We start from the raw sequence: 17497 nt of genomic DNA, 5'->3' as shown, positions 1-17497 counted from the left end.
TCAGAACGCATAATTAATCGTCCTTTACTGTAAAAGAACAACTTTTTTTACAATATCTTATCCTAAAAAATTGAGTACTTATTTCTAATTCATTTAACCTCCTGCTCGGATTGTCTATATTCTTTTGGAGAAACACCAACGTGTTTTTTAAAAATATTATAAAAATTTGATTCAGAATTAAAACCAGATTCTAAACCAATAGCTAGTGTTGTATATTTTACGAATTTAGGATTCTTTAGTTTAGACTTAGCATCTTCGACTCTAAAACTATTTACATAATCTGAAAAATCAGATCCTCTCAAACCGGTAACCATTTGAGATAAGTAATTACTGCTAATTTTGAGCATTTTGGAGATTCCTTCTAATCCCAAACTAGCGTCTCTATAAATTTTAGCTTCTTTCATTAAAAAATCAAGTTCTTTAAAATATAGATTATCATTAGTTATGTTTGTAGTGTTTTCAACATTAATCTGCGCAAGCTTCTTTGCTGTAAGTTTAGCAATTAATTGAAATAACAAAATATGATGTTCATTAAAAAAACCTTCTTGCGAGTGTTCTGAATCTAATACTCCAACTACTTTATCGTCAATAGTAATGGGAACTGCTAACTCTGAACTACGACTAATATCATCTACTACATATCTTTCATCATACGTAACGTTATAAACACATTCGTACTCTCCAGATTGAGCCACTTGCCCTACAATTCCCTGACCTAGAGAAATTTCTATAGGGCTTAAAATTTTACGTTCTCCTTGATTTTTATTACCAAATGCCGCCTTTTGAATAAGTACTTTTTTCGAATCATCTAATATATATATGATACAATCTTCTAATTGTAGATAAGCAATACAATTCTCTACAATATCCCATAATACATCATCTAATTTATCTTTATCGAATAATGATGTAGAAAAATAACTTAATATTCCCGTAATCTGAGAAGGTTTATCATAATGTATCAGTTCTAATTCTTCTTCCGAAAACATATGATTTAATCCAGACATTCTAAAGTTCTGAATTGCCTTTTGAACAGCTTCTTCCTCAGATTCTTTAGTTTTGGAGATTTCATCAAAAGATTTTGATCCTAAAAACCTATTAAAATATTTAGGTTTATTATTCTTTTTCCAATATGTATAAAACCTCCACAATGCTATAGCAACGATTGCTATGCACACAAAAAAGATTGCCGCATTATACAGGTTAATTTTCATTACGTTGGTTAATAAACTTTTATCTAAAGCAATAAAAGGTTAATTGCTTTTGTACATGTGAATATAAATCCTATCCGCAATAAATCCAAGTATATACTTTATTTTACCTCAAAAGGAACTTTTTCTATTTGTTTTCCATTTGAAATAACAATCTCATATTTCCCTACAGGAAGATAATATTTACCATTTTTCTTTTTGGATATATCTTCATCTGGAAACTCTTTTAAAAGTGCTTTTCTTCCTTTTTCAGAAATAGTAAGATCATACTCTACATAATTCAATCCTCTATCCGAACTAGAAGAAAATTCCTGAAGTATTTTCTCGCTTTCTGTTGTTATTTTAACCGTGACTTTTCCTGCAGTTTTTGCATAATACTTAACCGTAGTCGAAGGTTCATACGCTTCTAACCATTTACTCCAAGAGCTTCCCCATCGTCGAGAAGCTTTTATTGAACTCATTGGATACAAGTATAATTCAGAAGTTAAAACCTCAGAAGTTAAATTCTGTAATGGTTCGATATTAGTCTTATAAATACTTCTTCCGTGAGTTCCTAATAAAAGATCATTAGCTACTGGTTGTATAACTATATCATGAACGGCTACATTTGGTATTCCTTTAGAAAAAACCTGCCAAGTGTTTCCTCTATCCAACGAAACATATGCTCCATTATCAGATCCTATGTATAAAACATTCTCATTTTTAGGATCTTCTGTTATCACATTAACCGCTGATATTGGCAATTCTTTCCCAATATTTTTCCAGCTTTGCCCATAATCATCACTCATATAAACGTATGCTTTAAAATCATCCCATCTATATCCATTTAAGCTTACATAAACACGTTCTTTTTTATGCTTAGAAGCAACCACTCTAGACACCCATAAATCTGCTGGAAAACTATCTGAGATTTTATTCCAATTTCCTCCTGCATTTTTAGTTACATATACTAGGCCATCGTCGCTTCCCGTATATATTAATCCAAACTGAAACATAGATTCAGAAATAGAAGTCAATGTACCATACGCCACATTTCCCTTTTTACCACCCTTGGTTAAATCTTTAGAAATTGCTGTCCATTCATCTCCTTGATCCATAGATCTCATTAACTTATTTCCTCCTAAATACAAAATATCCTGATTATGTGGAGATAATAAAATAGGTGTTTGCCAATTAAATCTGTATGGAGATTCTCCTAATTCATGTTTTGGCTGGATATACGTTTGTTCGTCAGTATCACGGTTAAGTCTAAAATAATTCCCAAACTGGAAACCAGTATACACAACATTACTATTCCTATTATCGATTTGCACCTGCATTCCATCACCTCCCATAATACTTTCCCAAGGATAATGACCACTTTGGTGCCATGAAACATTCTCTTGAGCGGTTACAGAACCTACCCAAACTCCATTGTCTTGTAATCCTCCATATACATTGTACGGTTTCTCATGATCTACATTAATTGCATAAAACTGTCCTACACTTGGTTGATTAGCTTTGATCCAATTCTCTCCATCATCATAAGTAATATTTACACCACCATCATTTCCGTTAATAAGGTGATTTGGATTCTTTGGATTTATCCAAAGTGAATGATGATCTGCATGAACGTTCTCTGCACTTATGCTTTTATACGTTGCTCCTCCATCTTTAGATTTCAAAATTGGTACTCCAGAAATATAAATGTGATCTTTATTTACTGGATTAACTTGTATTTGAGCAAAATAATATCCATAACTATAAAAAATATCATCTAAATATTCTTTGTGCGTTTTCTTCCAAGTTTTACCCCCATCATCACTTCTATAAACTTCTGCGCCAATCACTGGCGTATCAAAAAGTGCAGCATTTGCATTTTCTAAATACTTTGCCAAATCGATCGGTTTTACAGAACCGCTACGTACCATTTGCTTCACATTTTCTGCACGATACTTTTCCTGAAATCCATTTGTTTTTAAATATCTATTTAACTTTTTATCCTCTAAACTCAAAAATGTATCAACAGACATTGCCTTAAAATCATCTTTAGTAAGTCCAGAACTTTTTTCAGTTTTTTTACTTCCGTCTCTTCTAAACTGACTATCATGAACCGCATATAAAGTATTAGAATCAAAAACAGCCAAACCAATTCTACCAACACCATTTCCTGTTGGAAAACCGCTTCCTTCTAATGAAATTTTATTCCAAGTATTACCTGCATCTATACTTTTATAAATTCCTGAACCTGATCCATTACCTTCAAAATTCCAAGCCTTACGATCCTTATCCCAAGCCGCTGCATACATAGTATTAAAATCATTGGGAGCATAAGCAACATCAATAATTCCAGTTTCGTTATTAATAAATAAGGTCTTTTTCCAAGTTATACCACCATCGGTAGTTTTATATATTCCTCTTTCTTCGTTATTAGAATAAAGATGACCAGTTACACCAATAATAACCTCATCAGAATTAGATGGATTTAGTATGATCCTACCTATATGATGAGAATCTATAAGTCCTACATTTTTCCAGGTTTTCCCTTTATCAGTCGATTTTAGAATTCCCACTCCAGCATATGATGACCTTGATGAGTTATTTTCTCCTGTACCAACCCAGATAATTCCTTTTTGCCAGTCAACCGCAATATCACCAACATTAATAGTTTCTGCATTATCTAGAACAGGTTCGAAAGTTGTTCCATTATTGTTAGTGTACCATAAACCACCAGAGGCATAACCAACATAAAACTCCGTAGTGCTTTTAGGGTTTACATCCACATCAACTACACGGCCACTCATTACTGAAGGACCAATATTTTCAAAAGGAACATTTTTTACTAATGACGATTTTTCGAGCTTTGTTTTTTGTAATAAACCTTTCTGAATTTCATCAGCAGAGGTTGCTAATTGTTGAGAAAAAATCGAAATACTACTGAGTAATAGTAAAAAAGTTAAGCTATATGTTTTCATTACAATGGAAATTTAGTTGGCTGAAAGTATAGAATGCTAAAATAGTGTCAAAATTTTTAGATATTGTTTAACAATACGTTTTAAACAATTCTTCAAAAACAAATTCTTGATTTATTCATTTTTTGCTTTTGTTGCGGTTTTTTTGTTAATTTATTGACAACTAACCAATAAATTAAACAACTATGGAAGAATACTTGCCGTTAATTATTCAATTAGTCAGTGGAGCCGTAGGCGGAAATATTGCTGGCTCATTATTAAAAAATGCTTCTTTTGGAAAAATTGGAAACTCAATACTTGGAATTCTAGGAGGAGGAATAGGAGGTTATCTATTAAGTTATCTCGGAATTGACACTTCTGGAGGAATGGATATAGCAGGAATACTAGGTAGTGTTGCTGGTGGTGGTGTTGGTGGTGGTGTTTTAATGGCCATTATTGGATTTATTAAAAAAGCAATAAGTAAATAAAATACTTGTTTTAGGTAATAAAATATTAGGTATTTAGATACTTTATAAAGGGAACTCATAAGATTTGAGTTCCCTTTTTTATTACGCAAATATTTATTCTATTTTTGAAAACACATCTTTACTAAAATAGAACACATGAAATATCACCAAATAGACAAAAACCTTTTCATAAAGAACAGAAAGAACTTTACGGCTAAGATGAAGCCAAATAGTATTGCCGTTTTTAATAGTAATGATATCTACCCTATTAGTGCCGATAGTACCATGCCTTTTGAACAGCATAGAGATATTTTTTATTTAAGTGGTGTTGATCAAGAGGAAAGTATTTTGGTATTATTTCCTGACGCGCCAAATGAAAAACATCGTGAAATTTTATTCCTAAAAGAAACGAGTGAATTAATCGCTATCTGGGAAGGTGAAAAATTAACCAAGGAAAAAGCATTTGAAACTTCTGGAATAAAAACTGTGTATTGGCTACAGGATCTTGAAAAAATATTTTTTGAAATCATGACACAATGCGATACAGTATATGTAAATACGAATGAGCATTACAGAGCAAATGTAGAAACTGAAACAAGAGAGGATCGTTTCACTAAATGGTGGAAAGCAAAGTATCCTGCACATTCCGTAGCAAAAAGTAATCCTATTTTACAAAGGTTGCGTTCCGTAAAAGACCCTATAGAAATTGACCTAATGCAAACCGCTTGTAATATCACCGAAAAAGGATTTAGAAGATTGCTTGGTTTCGTAAAACCAGGAGTGTGGGAATATAATATTGAGGCAGAATTGCTACACGAATTTATAAATCATCGATCTAAAGGTTTTGCATATACTCCTATTATCGCTAGTGGTAATAATGCTAACGTATTACATTATATAGAAAATAACCAACAATGTAAAGCTGGAGATCTTATTCTAATGGATATTGCTGCAGAGTACGCTAACTATTCTAGTGATTTAAGCCGCACGATTCCAGTATCAGGTAAGTTTACGGATCGACAAAGGGCTGTATATGAAGCAGTTTTAAGAGTAAAAGACGAAGCTACTAAAATGTTAGTTCCTGGTGCTATCTGGGCAGATTATCATATAGAGGTTGGTAAAATTATGACTTCAGAATTATTAAGTCTTGGACTTATTGATAAAGCCGATGTGCAAAAAGAGGATCCAGATTGGCCAGCATATAAAAAATACTTTATGCACGGTACTTCACACCATATTGGTTTAGATACACATGATTATGGAATCTTAACCGAGCCTATGCAAGCAAATATGGTATTTACAGTAGAACCGGGAATTTACATTCCTGAAGAAGGCTTTGGAATTAGATTAGAAGATGATGTTGTTATACAACAAGAAGGAGAGCCTTTTAATTTAATGGCGAACATTCCTATAAAAGCAGAAGAAATAGAGGAATTGATAAATCAATCATAAGTTGGATCTTATATTACTACAAATTCGTACACCTGATAGTTTTTTATAACTATCAGGTTTTTTTGTGATCGATTTTTGAAATTTTAGAAAATAATTATAATGATTTCATCGTTGGATATCAAAACCTTAAAGCATCAGAATGCAACGAATGAAAATTACAGCTGGACATCAACAAGCAATGCCTTATATGGTTGTTAAAAATGCAGAAGAATTTATAGATTTTATTCGAAAAATATTTAATGCGCAGGAAATGATTCGAAAAGTAGATCCTTCTTATAAAATCGAACATTCCGAAGTAATGATTGGTGATACCACCTTAATGATAACAGAAGCTTCTACAACCTACCCAGCACAAAACACATCCATGTATGTATATGTAAAAGATACAGATCAGACCTATTATAATGCGATAGATGCAGGCGCCAAATCCCTTATGGAACCAATGGAAGAAGATTACGGAGCTCGCGGAGCAGGTTTTAAAGATCCTTACGGTAATACTTGGTGGATTGCTACCTTAAATTAGTCACATCCCAAATCTGTTCTAGATACATTATCGTTATTTGGGAAACAATTTCCAGAATTTATAGATTCAGGAACATATCTAGTTAATTCGGGATCTCTTAAACTATTGGCAATAAATAAAGTCATATCATCTATTTCTTCTGCTGTTAATTGTATAGTACCAAATTGAGGAGCTAGATTTTCTAATGGTACTTCTGTGCTCTGTGGTACACCTTCATTCTTATAAGATATTACATCTTTTATTGAAGTAAATGTTCCTCCATGACCATAAAAACGACTGTCTATTAAATTATAAAGTGTTGGTGTTTTAAACTTAAAATCATCCGCCGGATTATTCGTAAAACCACCTCTTCCTCTTTTAACCTTATCAATATTTACATCATATAAAAGCAATGCACCATTTACATTATCAAAATCACCCATCCCAAAAGAATAAAAACTTTTATCATTTAATGCAGGTCCTGTATGACATTCATAACATCTTCCTTTTCCAAAAAAAGCAATCGCTCCCTTTTTCTCAGAATCAGTAAGTGATTCATTATTTCCTTTTAACCAATTCTGCCAAGGTGATTTGTTTGCTAATAAAGTTCTTTCATAAGCAGCAATAGCCAAAGCTCCAGTGCGTTTTGTATACCTTTCACTTTCTGCCACATCAGGAAATGCAGCATCAAAAAGTTCTTTATATCCAAAAGTATTCACAAACTCATCATCTATCTGTAGTCTATGCACTTTTTGTCCTTTTATTGCCTGAACTTCTACACCTTGAAATCCTAAAAAATTTTCTTGAATCTCTGTCCAACTAGCTTCTGTTCCCGCATTTGTTCCCGTTCCTCCGAACTGTCCATTCCAAAGCATAACATCCTGATAAGCTACATTTAGTAATGTTGGAGATTTGATCGGTTGCACATCAATAGAATCTCTAGGAACAGTTGTATCTGCTACTCTTTCTTCTCCTCGTATCCCAAAACCTATTCCACATTCTCCAATACCTTGTCGTACACCAGCAGCAAAACCAGCTGCCGCTTGATGACAAGAAGCACAAGAGTATGTTGCTTTCATCTCAGTAATCTTTGGGTTTCCTCCAGTAGCAGTTTCGTGTAGTAATAATTTTCCTAAAACAACTTTTTCTTCAGAAATTGGATTTAAAGGATCTTGAGGAATACTTACATAATCATTACTCTCTGGCAACATAAAAAAAGACGTTCCTATTCCGTTAGAAGCCTCATCTAACACATTTAATAACTCTACATCAAGATCAGATTCAATAGGAATATAATCATCTTTAGAACAAGAAGATACTAGTAAAATAATTACTACAATAAATAATAGTTTTTTCATCGGTATAAATTTTCCCTTTTTTAAAATTCCCCACATTAACACTCTTAATTAAATGTTAAAGAACGCGAATTTAATAAAAAAGGAAATACCGTATGTCGTTTACTTTTTAAAAATAAGATTAATTTATTTTTTAGAAGTTAATTGGATAAAAATGCTACTAACTATAAAACTAAGAATAGCCGGTAATAACCAAGCCAAACTATAGCTACCTAAAGGAATAATTTCCAAAATATTCTGAACTTGTTCTTTGAAACCAATCGAAGCTAAAAAATCTGGTAAACTAAATAACATAGTTATAAAAACTACAGCCCTAAATACAAGTACAGAAGTAAATTTATCTGGTAAAACATTTAATAGAATCAATACAATCGTTATTGGATAAATAAACATTAAAGCAGGTATCGCAACGATAATAATATCGTGTACATCCAATTGCCCCATAACTACACCAAGTATACATCCTACTATTGCAGTTATAATATATGCCAATTGAGACTTTCCGAATACTCCTTTTATAAAATCTGCTGTTCCTGTAACAATTCCAACGGCTGTGGTAAAGCAAGCAAGAGACACTAAAACACTTAAAAAAGTACTTCCTATATTCCCTAAAGTTTTCACACTTAAACCAGATAATAGTTCTGTTCTACTGATTCCCTGTTCAAAATCATTATTAAATAATGCTCCACAATATATTAGTCCTGCATAAACAATAAAAAGACCTATTCCCGCAATTAATCCAGAATTACGTATTAATAATCGATTTTCTTCAAAACTTTTTCTTCCATTTAATTGAAGAGAAATAATTATTACTCCACCAACTACTACCGCGCCAATTGCATCAAATGTTTGATATCCTTCTAATAACCCTTCCACTATTGGAGTTTCAAAAACAGAAGCATTCATTGGAGAATGAGTAGAAAAAATCCCAATCAATATTATACTAAGAATTACAATAAAAATAATAGGAGTAAGGAATTTACCCAGAATATTTAAAATTTTAGATCGATTAAGTACGAAGAACAATACAATAGCAAAATAAATACTACTCGTGAGTAAAGAGCTTGTTCCAAAAAATGGTTGAATTGCCATTTCGTGAGTTACAGAAGCTGTTCTAGGCGATGGCAATGAAATAGAAATAGCATATACAATCAAACAATAAATAAGGCTAAATGTTGGAGAAACCTTTTTTCCAAAATCTAACATTGTTCCTTGTAACCTTGCATGAGCAAAAATCCCGAGCAATGGAAGTGCAACTGCTGATATGACAAAACCAATCGTAACCCAAAACCACATATCTCCTCCTTTGAAGCCCAGATTAGGTGGTAAAATCAAATTTCCTGCTCCAAAAAACATAGAGAACAATGCAAATCCTGTTATAAAAGTTTCTTTATTAAATCGCATTTGGTTACGTTTATATCGCTTTAGCGAATAATTATTAAAAGTTGAAATATAAAATTTCAAAATGACAATAGCATATAAAGGGATTGAAATTAATTATCATGTTTCAGGAAAAGGTTCTCCTTTAGTTTTTTTACACGGTTTTCTAGAAAATCTAACCATGTGGGATCAGGTGGTTTCGTATTTTTCTAATACACATACTTGTATTACAATTGATTTATTAGGACACGGAAAAACTGATTGTTTAGGCTATATTCATAAAATGGAAGATATGGCTAAAGCAGTTGATAGCGTGATAAGACACATCACAAAAGAACAACTAGTATTAATTGGTCATTCTATGGGAGGATATGTTTCATTATCCTATTTAGATTTATTTCCTCAAAAATTATCAGGACTCGTATTACTAAATTCTACATCATTTCCAGATAGTGAAGAAAGAAAAATAAATCGTAGTCGCGCAATTGATATTGTAAAGAAAAACCCTGGTGCATATACGAGCATGGCAATTGCAAATCTTTTTGCAGAAGAAAATCGAATCAAATACAAAACTGAGATTGAAAAAATTAAAAACGAAGCCTCCAAAAATCCATTGCAAGGGATTATCGCTGCTTTAGAAGGTATGAAAATTAGAAAAGATCATACAGAAACATTAATGAGGTTTAATAAGCCTAAGATCATTTTTGCCGGCAAAAATGATCCTGTATTGTCTTATCAACAAAATCTTAGAGAATCCAAACGCTGTAATACAGATTTCACCTCTTTTAATGGTGGTCATATGTCTTACATTGAGAACAAAGCAGATCTCTTAAAATCATTAGACCATTTTCTGTCAAAAAAATAAGCTATTTTCCCTTACTTATTAACTATTTAACCCTGTAATAAAAACACCATATCCAACCCTTAATTATTCGATTAAATACGTTTTTAAGAGACAAAAACACTATAAAATACAATTTTCATGTATAAAATGAAGTTTTTTCAAAAATTTTTCTTACAAATAATTGTTAATAACTAAAAAAATGCTATTATTGTATTGATAATGAACTTTTAACCCCTAAAATATGAAGAAATATACCCCACATTCGTCATTCTCCATATCAAAAATATATTGCGCTTTATTTGGTCACAATTATGTAACCTCCAAGCAAGTTACCCATCATATAAAAGAATTTACCTGCACACATTGTGGAGAACAAGCTACCACTAATAGTAGAGGAAGACTAGAAGTTATGACTCCTAAACTAAAAGAAATTAATGATGCTTTAGCGTCTGTGCATGCTAAAAAAACAGCAAGAACTAAAGGTAAAATAAATTTACAAGCTGCTTCTTAAATTATTCTTTTATAGGATTCCATCCCTGTGCCATTAATTGAATTTTTTCATTAGCCCGAGTTACTAATCCGATTCCACTTTTCTCATCAGTCATATGACCAATAACTGTAAGATTAGGGTTTGCTTTAATCTTTGGGAAATCATCTTGTTTAATTGTAAATAGTAATTCATAATCTTCACCTCCGCTAAGTGCAACCGTTGTGCTATTTAATTTAAACTCTTCGCAAGTAGAAATTACTACAGGATCTAAAGGTATTTTTTCTTCATAAAGATTAACACCAACTCCCGATTTTGTGCATAAATGGATAACTTCCGAAGATAAACCATCGCTAATATCTATCATACTAGTCGGTTTTACATCTAAAGCTTTAAGGAGTTCTTTAATGTCCTTTCGAGCTTCTGGTTTTAATTGTCGCTCTATTAAATACGAATACTGATCCAAATCTGGTTGAGAATTAGGGTTTGCTTTATATACTTGTTTTTCTCTTTCCAAAATTTGAAGACCTAAATAAGCGGCTCCTAAATCTCCTGAAACAACTAACAAATCGCTTTCTCCAGCGCCATTACGATACACTAAATCATCTTTGTCTGCTTGTCCAATTGCAGTAATACTAATCATTAAACCAGTAGTTGAAGAAGTTGTATCACCACCAACTACATCCACGTTATATATTTTTGCCGCAGTTTTAATTCCTGAATATAATTCTTCCAATGCTTCTAAAGGAAATCTATTTGATACCGCAATAGAAACTGTTATCTGTGTGGCAATTGCATTCATCGCATATACATCAGAAAGGTTTACCATTACTGCCTTATAACCCAAATGCTTAAGAGGCACATAAGATAAATCAAAATGTACACCTTCAATCAAAAGATCCGTAGTAAGAACACATTTTTTATCCTTAAAATCTAATACCGCTGCGTCATCACCAATACCTACGATAGTAGATTCCTGTTGAATGTTAAAATTTTTTGTCAAATGATCTATCAATCCAAATTCTCCTAATTCAGAAAGCGATGTTCTAGATGTATTTTTATCTTCAATCATAAATGCAAAGGTAGGGAACAAGGTGATTTGATTGCACAAAAAAATCCCGAAAATCGGGATTTTAATAATTCCAAATCTAATTACAAACATTCTCCTTACTTCTTCCTCTATAAAATGAGTACAATTAAATTATAAGTGCTATCAAAGCCAACACTTAACTCCAATTTCTAGCTATAGATACTTCTTTTATTTCCATTGCGTACTCAATACTATATCCCTACAAACTTAATTTTTAATAATTTCTTCGTTTTACATCTTTATATCAACAGTCATAAAATTTTGTTACCTTTTTAACCAAAGTATGGATAAAAAATAATCCCTCTAAATTACCTTTTAAGTAGCTTTAATACTATGGGTTTATAGGGTATTTCTTAATTAACTTGTTATATATATGTACTCTTCGTTAATAATTAATTCTATTAAATTAAATATGAAAAAATACTTTAGTCCCGTCGTATTTATTTCGATCCTTTTATCTTTTGTAAGCTGTAGTAATGATGATGACAATACAAATACTCCAATTATAGCTTGCTCAACTGAAAGTGACGGAGGGATTTACCAAAGTTGTGGAATTAATTTCGTTTCCTCAATATCACTTTCGGAAATGGGAGCAACTGGAGGAAATGATAGTTGGGGTTGGACAGATCCTAGCAACGGAAAAGAATATGTAATTATGTGTCTAAACAACGGTACTGCTTTTATTGATATTTCTACTCCTGAATCCCCTATTTATCTGGGAAAACTACCTACAGCAACAGAAAATAGTTCTTGGCGGGATGCAAAAGTATATCAAAACCATGCTTTTATAGTAAGTGAAGCTGCTGGCCACGGAATGCAAGTTTTTGATTTGACTAGTTTAAGAAATGTAACTAATCCACCACAAACATTTACTGCTAATACAACATATACTGGCTTTGGCAACGCACATAATATTGTAATCAATGAAAACACCGGTTACGCATATGGGGTAGGAACATCTACTTTTGGCGGAGGACCTCATTTTGTAAATATTCAAGATCCTACAAACCCTGTAGCGGCAGGAGGTTTTATTTCTGATGGAGGAGATGCTTACAGCCATGATGCACAAGTAGTAACGTATAATGGCCCTGATACTGACTATACCGGTCGCGAAATTCTAATTGGTAGTAATCAGATAGAAATAGTAATTGCTGACATTACTGACAAAAATAATCCTATAACCATTTCTACTATCAATTATGAAAATATCGGATACACTCATCAAGGATGGTTTACAGAGAATCAACGGTTTTTCTTATTAGGCGACGAGCTTGATGAACAAAGAGTAGGTTTTAATACTAGAACAGTTGTATTCGATTTTGAAGATTTGGATAATCCAAAATTTCATATGAATTATATAGGATCAACTCCGGCTATTGATCATAATGGATATGTAAAAGGAAATAAGTTTTATTTAGCTAATTATAGAGCGGGTATTAGAATTATTGATATTTCAGATATTGCATCTATGTCGATGACCGAAATAGGATATATAGATACCTTTCCATCAAACGATAGTGCTGGATTTAGTGGTGCTTGGAATGTATATCCATATTTCGAAAGTGGAAATATTGTAATTAGCGATATCAACTCTGGATTTATATTAGTAAAAGAAAGTACTCCATAAAAATAACACAATTATACTCTTAAAAACCAAATCAATGCAAAAAAAAACCTTACTTAGTTTCTTGTTTTTATCATTCATTTTACAATCTCAAACAATATGTGAAAATGGAATGGCAGGTTCTTTTCCTTGTAACGATTATGATCTAATGTCTCAAATTTCATTATCTACTATGAATGCAAATGAAGGTAGCGATAGCTGGGGATGGACTGATTCTATAGATGGTAAAGAATATGCAATTATTGGTTTAGATAATGGAACCGCTTTTATTGATATTTCGGATCCATTAAGTCCTATATATTTAGGAAAATTACCTTCTGCAGTGGGATCTAGCTCTTGGAGAGATGTAAAAGTATATCAAAATCACGCCTATATCGTAGCCGATTTCATTTCATCCGGTAGTCACGGGATGCAAGTATTTGACCTTACTAGATTACGAAGCATTACTAATCCTCCGCAAACATTTACTGAAGATAATAGATATACAGGTTTTGGAAATGCGCATAATATTGTAATCAATGAGGGTTCTGGTTTTGCCTACGCTGTTGGAACAAGTAGATCAGGAACATACCAAGGAGGACCTTTATTTATTGATATTCGAGACCCAAAAAACCCGGTTGCTGCAGGTGGGTTTCTCTCTACAGGAGGAGAGGCATATAGTCATGATGCACAAGCAGTAATTTATAACGGTCCGGATACCGACTATACTGGTCGAGAAATTCTAATAGGTAGTAATGAAATAGAAATCGTTATTGCTGATATTACGGATAAATCAAACCCTGTAACAATATCAACTATTGGCTATTCCGATATAGGATATGTTCATCAAGGTTGGTTTACTGAAGACCAACGTTATTTTTTACTAGGCGATGAAGGCGATGAAAGTCGAGTGGGATTTAATACTAGAACTATAATTTTTGATTTTAATGATCTTGACAATCCAGCTTTCCACATGAATTATACTGGTCCTACTCCTGCAATTGATCATAACGGTTATGTAAAAGGAAATAAATTCTATATGGCCAACTATAGAGCTGGTTTGCGTGTCCTTGATATTTCTGACATTGCCAATAATAATGTAACCGAAATAGGTTCTTTCGATACTTATCCATCTAGTAACAGTGCTGCATTTAACGGTGCCTGGAGCATCTATCCATATTTTGAAAGTGGAAATATCGTAATTAGTGATATTGAAAGAGGGTTTTTACTTGTTAGACAAACAAATACCCTAAGTGTAAATGATTTTGAAGAAAAATCAAATTTTGCAATCTACCCTAACCCTACGAACTCTAGTATTACAATTGATGGAGGTGACATTAAAGGCTTAGAAAAAATAGAAATTTATAATGTAATTGGTAAGAAAATCGAAGAATTTCATAATCCAGATAATGCTAAAAATATTACATTATCTCTAGCATACGCGCCAGGAATATATCTTATTAAAATAAATGATGTAACTAAAAAATTGATTGTTAAATAACAACTTTATTTAAAGGTTAAAGTTTAATAACTCAACAATTAAATTAAATACTGATTACGAGATGGTTAAACCGGATAAATAGTGTGGAAAGCTAGGACCGAGTTTGGGTTTTTTTAGATTAATTTTGTGTAATTCGCTAGTCTAACTAACTAGTTTAACTAACTTCTAAAATTACACAAACTCATGAAAAGACTAACCTTAGCTCTATGCTTCCTAGTATGCTTTACTATTTGCCATAGTCAAACGCCTTGTACCAATGGATTTGCCGGATCTTATCCATGTAAAGATTACGACCTTATGTCTACTATTACACTTTCTCAAATGAATGCTAGCTCTGGAAATGACAGTTGGGGGTGGACAGATACGCAAACATCTAAAGAATATGCAATTATTGGTTTAAACAATGGTACAGCATTTATAGATATTTCTAACCCCACTAACCCAGTTTATCTGGGAAAACTCCCTACTGCAACAGGTAATAGTCTATGGAGAGATGTTAAGGTTTATGATAATCATGCTTTTATTGTAAGTGAAGCTTCTGGTCATGGTATGCAGGTTTTTGATCTAACTAGGTTGCGTAACGTTTCTAATCCTCCTGCTACTTTTTCTGCAGATACTCGATATACTCAATTTGGAAATGCGCATAATATTGTAATTAATGAAGATACTGGATTTGCTTATATTGTAGGAGCACAAAGAGGTTCTGGGCCCTACAACGGAGGACCATTATTCATAAACATTCAAGATCCTAAAAACCCAACCAATGCTGGTGGTTTTTTATCAGGAGGCCAAAGAGCTTATACTCACGATGCTCAAGTAGTTACCTATAGTGGTCCTGATCCAGATTATAACGGAAGAGAAATTCTTATCGGAAGTAATGAGATCGAAGTAGTAATTGCTGATATTACCGATAAATCGAATCCAACAACAATTTCTACCATACAGTATACAAATATTGGATATACACACCAAGGGTGGTTCACTGATGATATGAGATATTTTCTTTTAGGAGACGAGACAGATGAGCAAGGTGTAGGTTTTAATACAAGGACTATTATTTTTGATTTTGAAGATCTAGATAATCCGCAACAACATATGATATATAATGGACCTACTCCAGCTATTGATCATAATGGATATGTAAAAGGAGATAAGTTTTATTTGGCTAATTATAGAGCTGGGTTTAGAGTTATTGATATTGCAGATATAGGTAATACAAATATTAATGAAATTGGATATTTTGACACGTATCCATCTAGTAATAGTGCTTCTTTTAATGGAGCTTGGAATATATATCCATATTTTAACAGTGGAAATATAGTTATAAGTGACATAGAAGGTGGTTTTTTCTTAGTAAGAAAAAGTGAACCCGGAGATGGTGGTGGAGATGACTGTTCTTCTGTCGTAAATTCTTTTCCGTTTAGTGAAAGTTTTGAATCTAGTTTTGGGTTTTGGGAAAATGCTTCTGATGATGACCTAAATTGGACTAGAGATTCTGGAGGTACTCCTTCCACAGGAACAGGTCCAACCACTGCATCAGATGGTAATACCTATATCTATGTAGAAGCTTCTGGTAACGGAACAGGTTATCCAAACAAAAGTGCAGTTTTAAATTCTCCTTGTTTAGATTTTACAAATCTTACATCACCGAGCTTAACATTTCAGTATCACATGTTAGGAAGCGCTATTAACAGTTTAACAGTAGAAGCAAGAATTGACAACCAAGGAAATTGGTCATCTATTTTTAACAGAAACGGAGATCAAGGAAACAACTGGAATGCTGCAACAATAGATTTATCCTCATATTCTGGAGAAGCAAGTGTTCAATTACGATTTATTACTATAACAGGAAGTGGTTCTCAGGGATGGCAGAGCGATATTGCCTTAGATGATGTGAATATTACGGATGGTAACACTCCTCCTCCAACTTGTGATAGTATTGATTTTAGAGATTTTCAGATCACACCATTCTCCAATCAGGATTCAGCTGGCGACTTCGTTGTAAATAATACAGGTACAACATTATCTTTAACCAATAATACTTGGAAATATATTCCTTATAACTATACTGTAACTCCCAATACCGTAATTGAATTTGAGTTCAGAACCTCGTCTCAAGGAGAAATTCATGCTATTGGTTTTGAAAATGATAACACCTTAACTTCCACTAGATATTTCAAAGTTCATGGTACACAAAATTACGGTGTTACCAACTATGATAACTATTCCGGTAATGATTTCACAACATATGTAATTCCAGTAGGAAGTTTCTACACAGGAACAATGGACAGACTGGTGTTTATAAATGATAATGATAGTGGCTCTGGTAATACCTCAGAGTTTTCTTCTGTAAAGATCTATGAAGGTTCTTGTGGAAGATCTAATAATGAGCAGATAGTAACCTCTAATATAATTCCGGTTTTTGGTAATGAGGATGAAGATATTCTGGCGTTGAAAATATACCCAAATCCAGTATTTGGTCAAGTTCTGGAAGTATTTTTAAATACAGATCAAACAGCATCGTATGAAATTACATCCATTACCGGACAATTGATAAGTAAAGGAAACGTTACAAAAACAATAGACGTCTCAAGTTTAAATTCTGGAGTTTATCTTTTAAAAGTTTTTAACGATAATAACCAAATTACCAAACGTTTAATAAAAAGATAATTTAA

Annotated in this window: 13 protein-coding genes; 8 read left to right on the top strand and 5 right to left on the bottom strand. The window is 32.7% G+C overall.

Annotated elements, in window-relative coordinates; genetic code table 11:
* Positions 1-89 precede the first annotated feature (89 nt).
* Positions 90-1214, bottom strand: coding sequence for a helix-turn-helix domain-containing protein (locus J8L88_RS01535; RefSeq protein ID WP_211059769.1), 1125 nt, complete (start codon positions 1212-1214; stop codon positions 90-92).
* A 98-nt stretch (positions 1215-1312) separates the two neighbouring features.
* Positions 1313-4165, bottom strand: coding sequence for a glycosyl hydrolase (locus J8L88_RS01530; RefSeq protein WP_211059768.1), 2853 nt, complete (start codon positions 4163-4165; stop codon positions 1313-1315).
* A gap of 182 nt (positions 4166-4347) precedes the next feature.
* Here J8L88_RS01530 and J8L88_RS01525 point away from each other — a divergent pair, with 182 nt between their 5' ends.
* From J8L88_RS01525 to J8L88_RS01515, 3 genes are all read left to right on the top strand, one after another.
* Complete coding sequence (locus tag J8L88_RS01525; protein ID WP_027394558.1) at positions 4348-4629, top strand: hypothetical protein; 282 nt, start codon at positions 4348-4350, stop codon at positions 4627-4629.
* 135 nt (positions 4630-4764) lie between these two features.
* The gene (locus J8L88_RS01520) at positions 4765-6060 is read left to right on the top strand and encodes an aminopeptidase P family protein (protein WP_211059767.1); all 1296 of its coding nucleotides are present in this window, start codon (positions 4765-4767) and stop codon (positions 6058-6060) included.
* A gap of 139 nt (positions 6061-6199) precedes the next feature.
* Entirely contained in the window at positions 6200-6583 is a 384-nt protein-coding gene (locus J8L88_RS01515) for a glyoxalase/bleomycin resistance/extradiol dioxygenase family protein (RefSeq protein ID WP_027394556.1), read from the top strand.
* Here J8L88_RS01515 and J8L88_RS01510 read toward each other — a convergent pair.
* Positions 6580-7920 (bottom strand): cytochrome-c peroxidase, encoded by a 1341-nt coding sequence (locus J8L88_RS01510; RefSeq protein WP_211059766.1) that lies wholly within the window; start codon positions 7918-7920, stop codon positions 6580-6582. The two genes, J8L88_RS01515 and J8L88_RS01510, sit on opposite strands and share 4 nt — an antisense overlap.
* 123 nt (positions 7921-8043) lie before the next feature.
* Positions 8044-9321, bottom strand: coding sequence for a branched-chain amino acid transport system II carrier protein (gene brnQ, locus J8L88_RS01505; protein WP_211059765.1), 1278 nt, complete (start codon positions 9319-9321; stop codon positions 8044-8046).
* Between the two features lie 61 nt (positions 9322-9382).
* Here brnQ and J8L88_RS01500 point away from each other — a divergent pair, with 61 nt between their 5' ends.
* Together J8L88_RS01500 and J8L88_RS01495 are read left to right on the top strand one after the other, a co-directional pair.
* Positions 9383-10162 carry an alpha/beta fold hydrolase gene (locus J8L88_RS01500; RefSeq protein WP_118388275.1) on the top strand — a complete coding sequence of 260 codons (780 nt, stop codon included), beginning with the start codon at positions 9383-9385 and terminating at the stop codon, positions 10160-10162.
* Between the two features lie 220 nt (positions 10163-10382).
* A complete protein-coding gene (locus tag J8L88_RS01495) occupies positions 10383-10652 on the top strand; it encodes a hypothetical protein (protein WP_027394552.1) in 270 nt (89 codons plus the stop codon).
* A gap of 1 nt (position 10653) precedes the next feature.
* Here J8L88_RS01495 and thiL read toward each other — a convergent pair whose 3' ends face one another.
* Positions 10654-11700: a thiamine-phosphate kinase gene (thiL, locus tag J8L88_RS01490; protein WP_027394551.1), complete on the bottom strand. Its 1047-nt coding sequence runs from the start codon at positions 11698-11700 to the stop codon at positions 10654-10656.
* Between the two features lie 430 nt (positions 11701-12130).
* On the opposite strand from thiL, the gene J8L88_RS01485 reads away from it, so the two are divergent.
* From J8L88_RS01485 to J8L88_RS23720, 3 genes are all read left to right on the top strand, one after another.
* The gene (locus J8L88_RS01485; protein WP_211059764.1) at positions 12131-13345 is read left to right on the top strand and encodes a choice-of-anchor B family protein; all 1215 of its coding nucleotides are present in this window, start codon (positions 12131-12133) and stop codon (positions 13343-13345) included.
* Between the two features lie 34 nt (positions 13346-13379).
* Positions 13380-14822 (top strand): choice-of-anchor B family protein, encoded by a 1443-nt coding sequence (locus J8L88_RS01480; RefSeq protein WP_027394549.1) that lies wholly within the window; start codon positions 13380-13382, stop codon positions 14820-14822.
* Positions 14823-15005: 183 nt separating this feature from the next.
* On the top strand, positions 15006-17492 hold the full coding sequence (locus tag J8L88_RS23720; protein ID WP_211059763.1) for a choice-of-anchor B family protein: 2487 nt from the start codon (positions 15006-15008) through the stop codon (positions 17490-17492).
* Positions 17493-17497 lie beyond the last annotated feature (5 nt).

The organism is Aquimarina sp. MMG015 (assembly GCF_018100855.1).
Lineage (GTDB): Bacteria > Bacteroidota > Bacteroidia > Flavobacteriales > Flavobacteriaceae > Aquimarina > Aquimarina latercula.
Note: the sequence above shows the minus strand (reverse complement) of the source record. Positions and strands in the feature narration are given on the sequence as shown.

Coding starts and splice junctions, on each gene's coding strand:
- J8L88_RS01510 (WP_211059766.1), bottom strand. CDS start 7,920: ATGAAAAAACTATTATTTATTGTAGTAATTATTTTACTAGTATCTTCT.
- J8L88_RS01525 (WP_027394558.1), top strand. CDS start 4,348: ATGGAAGAATACTTGCCGTTAATTATTCAATTAGTCAGTGGAGCCGTA.
- J8L88_RS01480 (WP_027394549.1), top strand. CDS start 13,380: ATGCAAAAAAAAACCTTACTTAGTTTCTTGTTTTTATCATTCATTTTA.
- J8L88_RS23720 (WP_211059763.1), top strand. CDS start 15,006: ATGAAAAGACTAACCTTAGCTCTATGCTTCCTAGTATGCTTTACTATT.
- J8L88_RS01495 (WP_027394552.1), top strand. CDS start 10,383: ATGAAGAAATATACCCCACATTCGTCATTCTCCATATCAAAAATATAT.
- thiL (WP_027394551.1), bottom strand. CDS start 11,700: ATGATTGAAGATAAAAATACATCTAGAACATCGCTTTCTGAATTAGGA.
- J8L88_RS01520 (WP_211059767.1), top strand. CDS start 4,765: ATGAAATATCACCAAATAGACAAAAACCTTTTCATAAAGAACAGAAAG.
- J8L88_RS01500 (WP_118388275.1), top strand. CDS start 9,383: ATGACAATAGCATATAAAGGGATTGAAATTAATTATCATGTTTCAGGA.
- J8L88_RS01530 (WP_211059768.1), bottom strand. CDS start 4,165: ATGAAAACATATAGCTTAACTTTTTTACTATTACTCAGTAGTATTTCG.
- J8L88_RS01485 (WP_211059764.1), top strand. CDS start 12,131: ATGAAAAAATACTTTAGTCCCGTCGTATTTATTTCGATCCTTTTATCT.
- J8L88_RS01535 (WP_211059769.1), bottom strand. CDS start 1,214: ATGAAAATTAACCTGTATAATGCGGCAATCTTTTTTGTGTGCATAGCA.
- brnQ (WP_211059765.1), bottom strand. CDS start 9,321: ATGCGATTTAATAAAGAAACTTTTATAACAGGATTTGCATTGTTCTCT.
- J8L88_RS01515 (WP_027394556.1), top strand. CDS start 6,200: ATGCAACGAATGAAAATTACAGCTGGACATCAACAAGCAATGCCTTAT.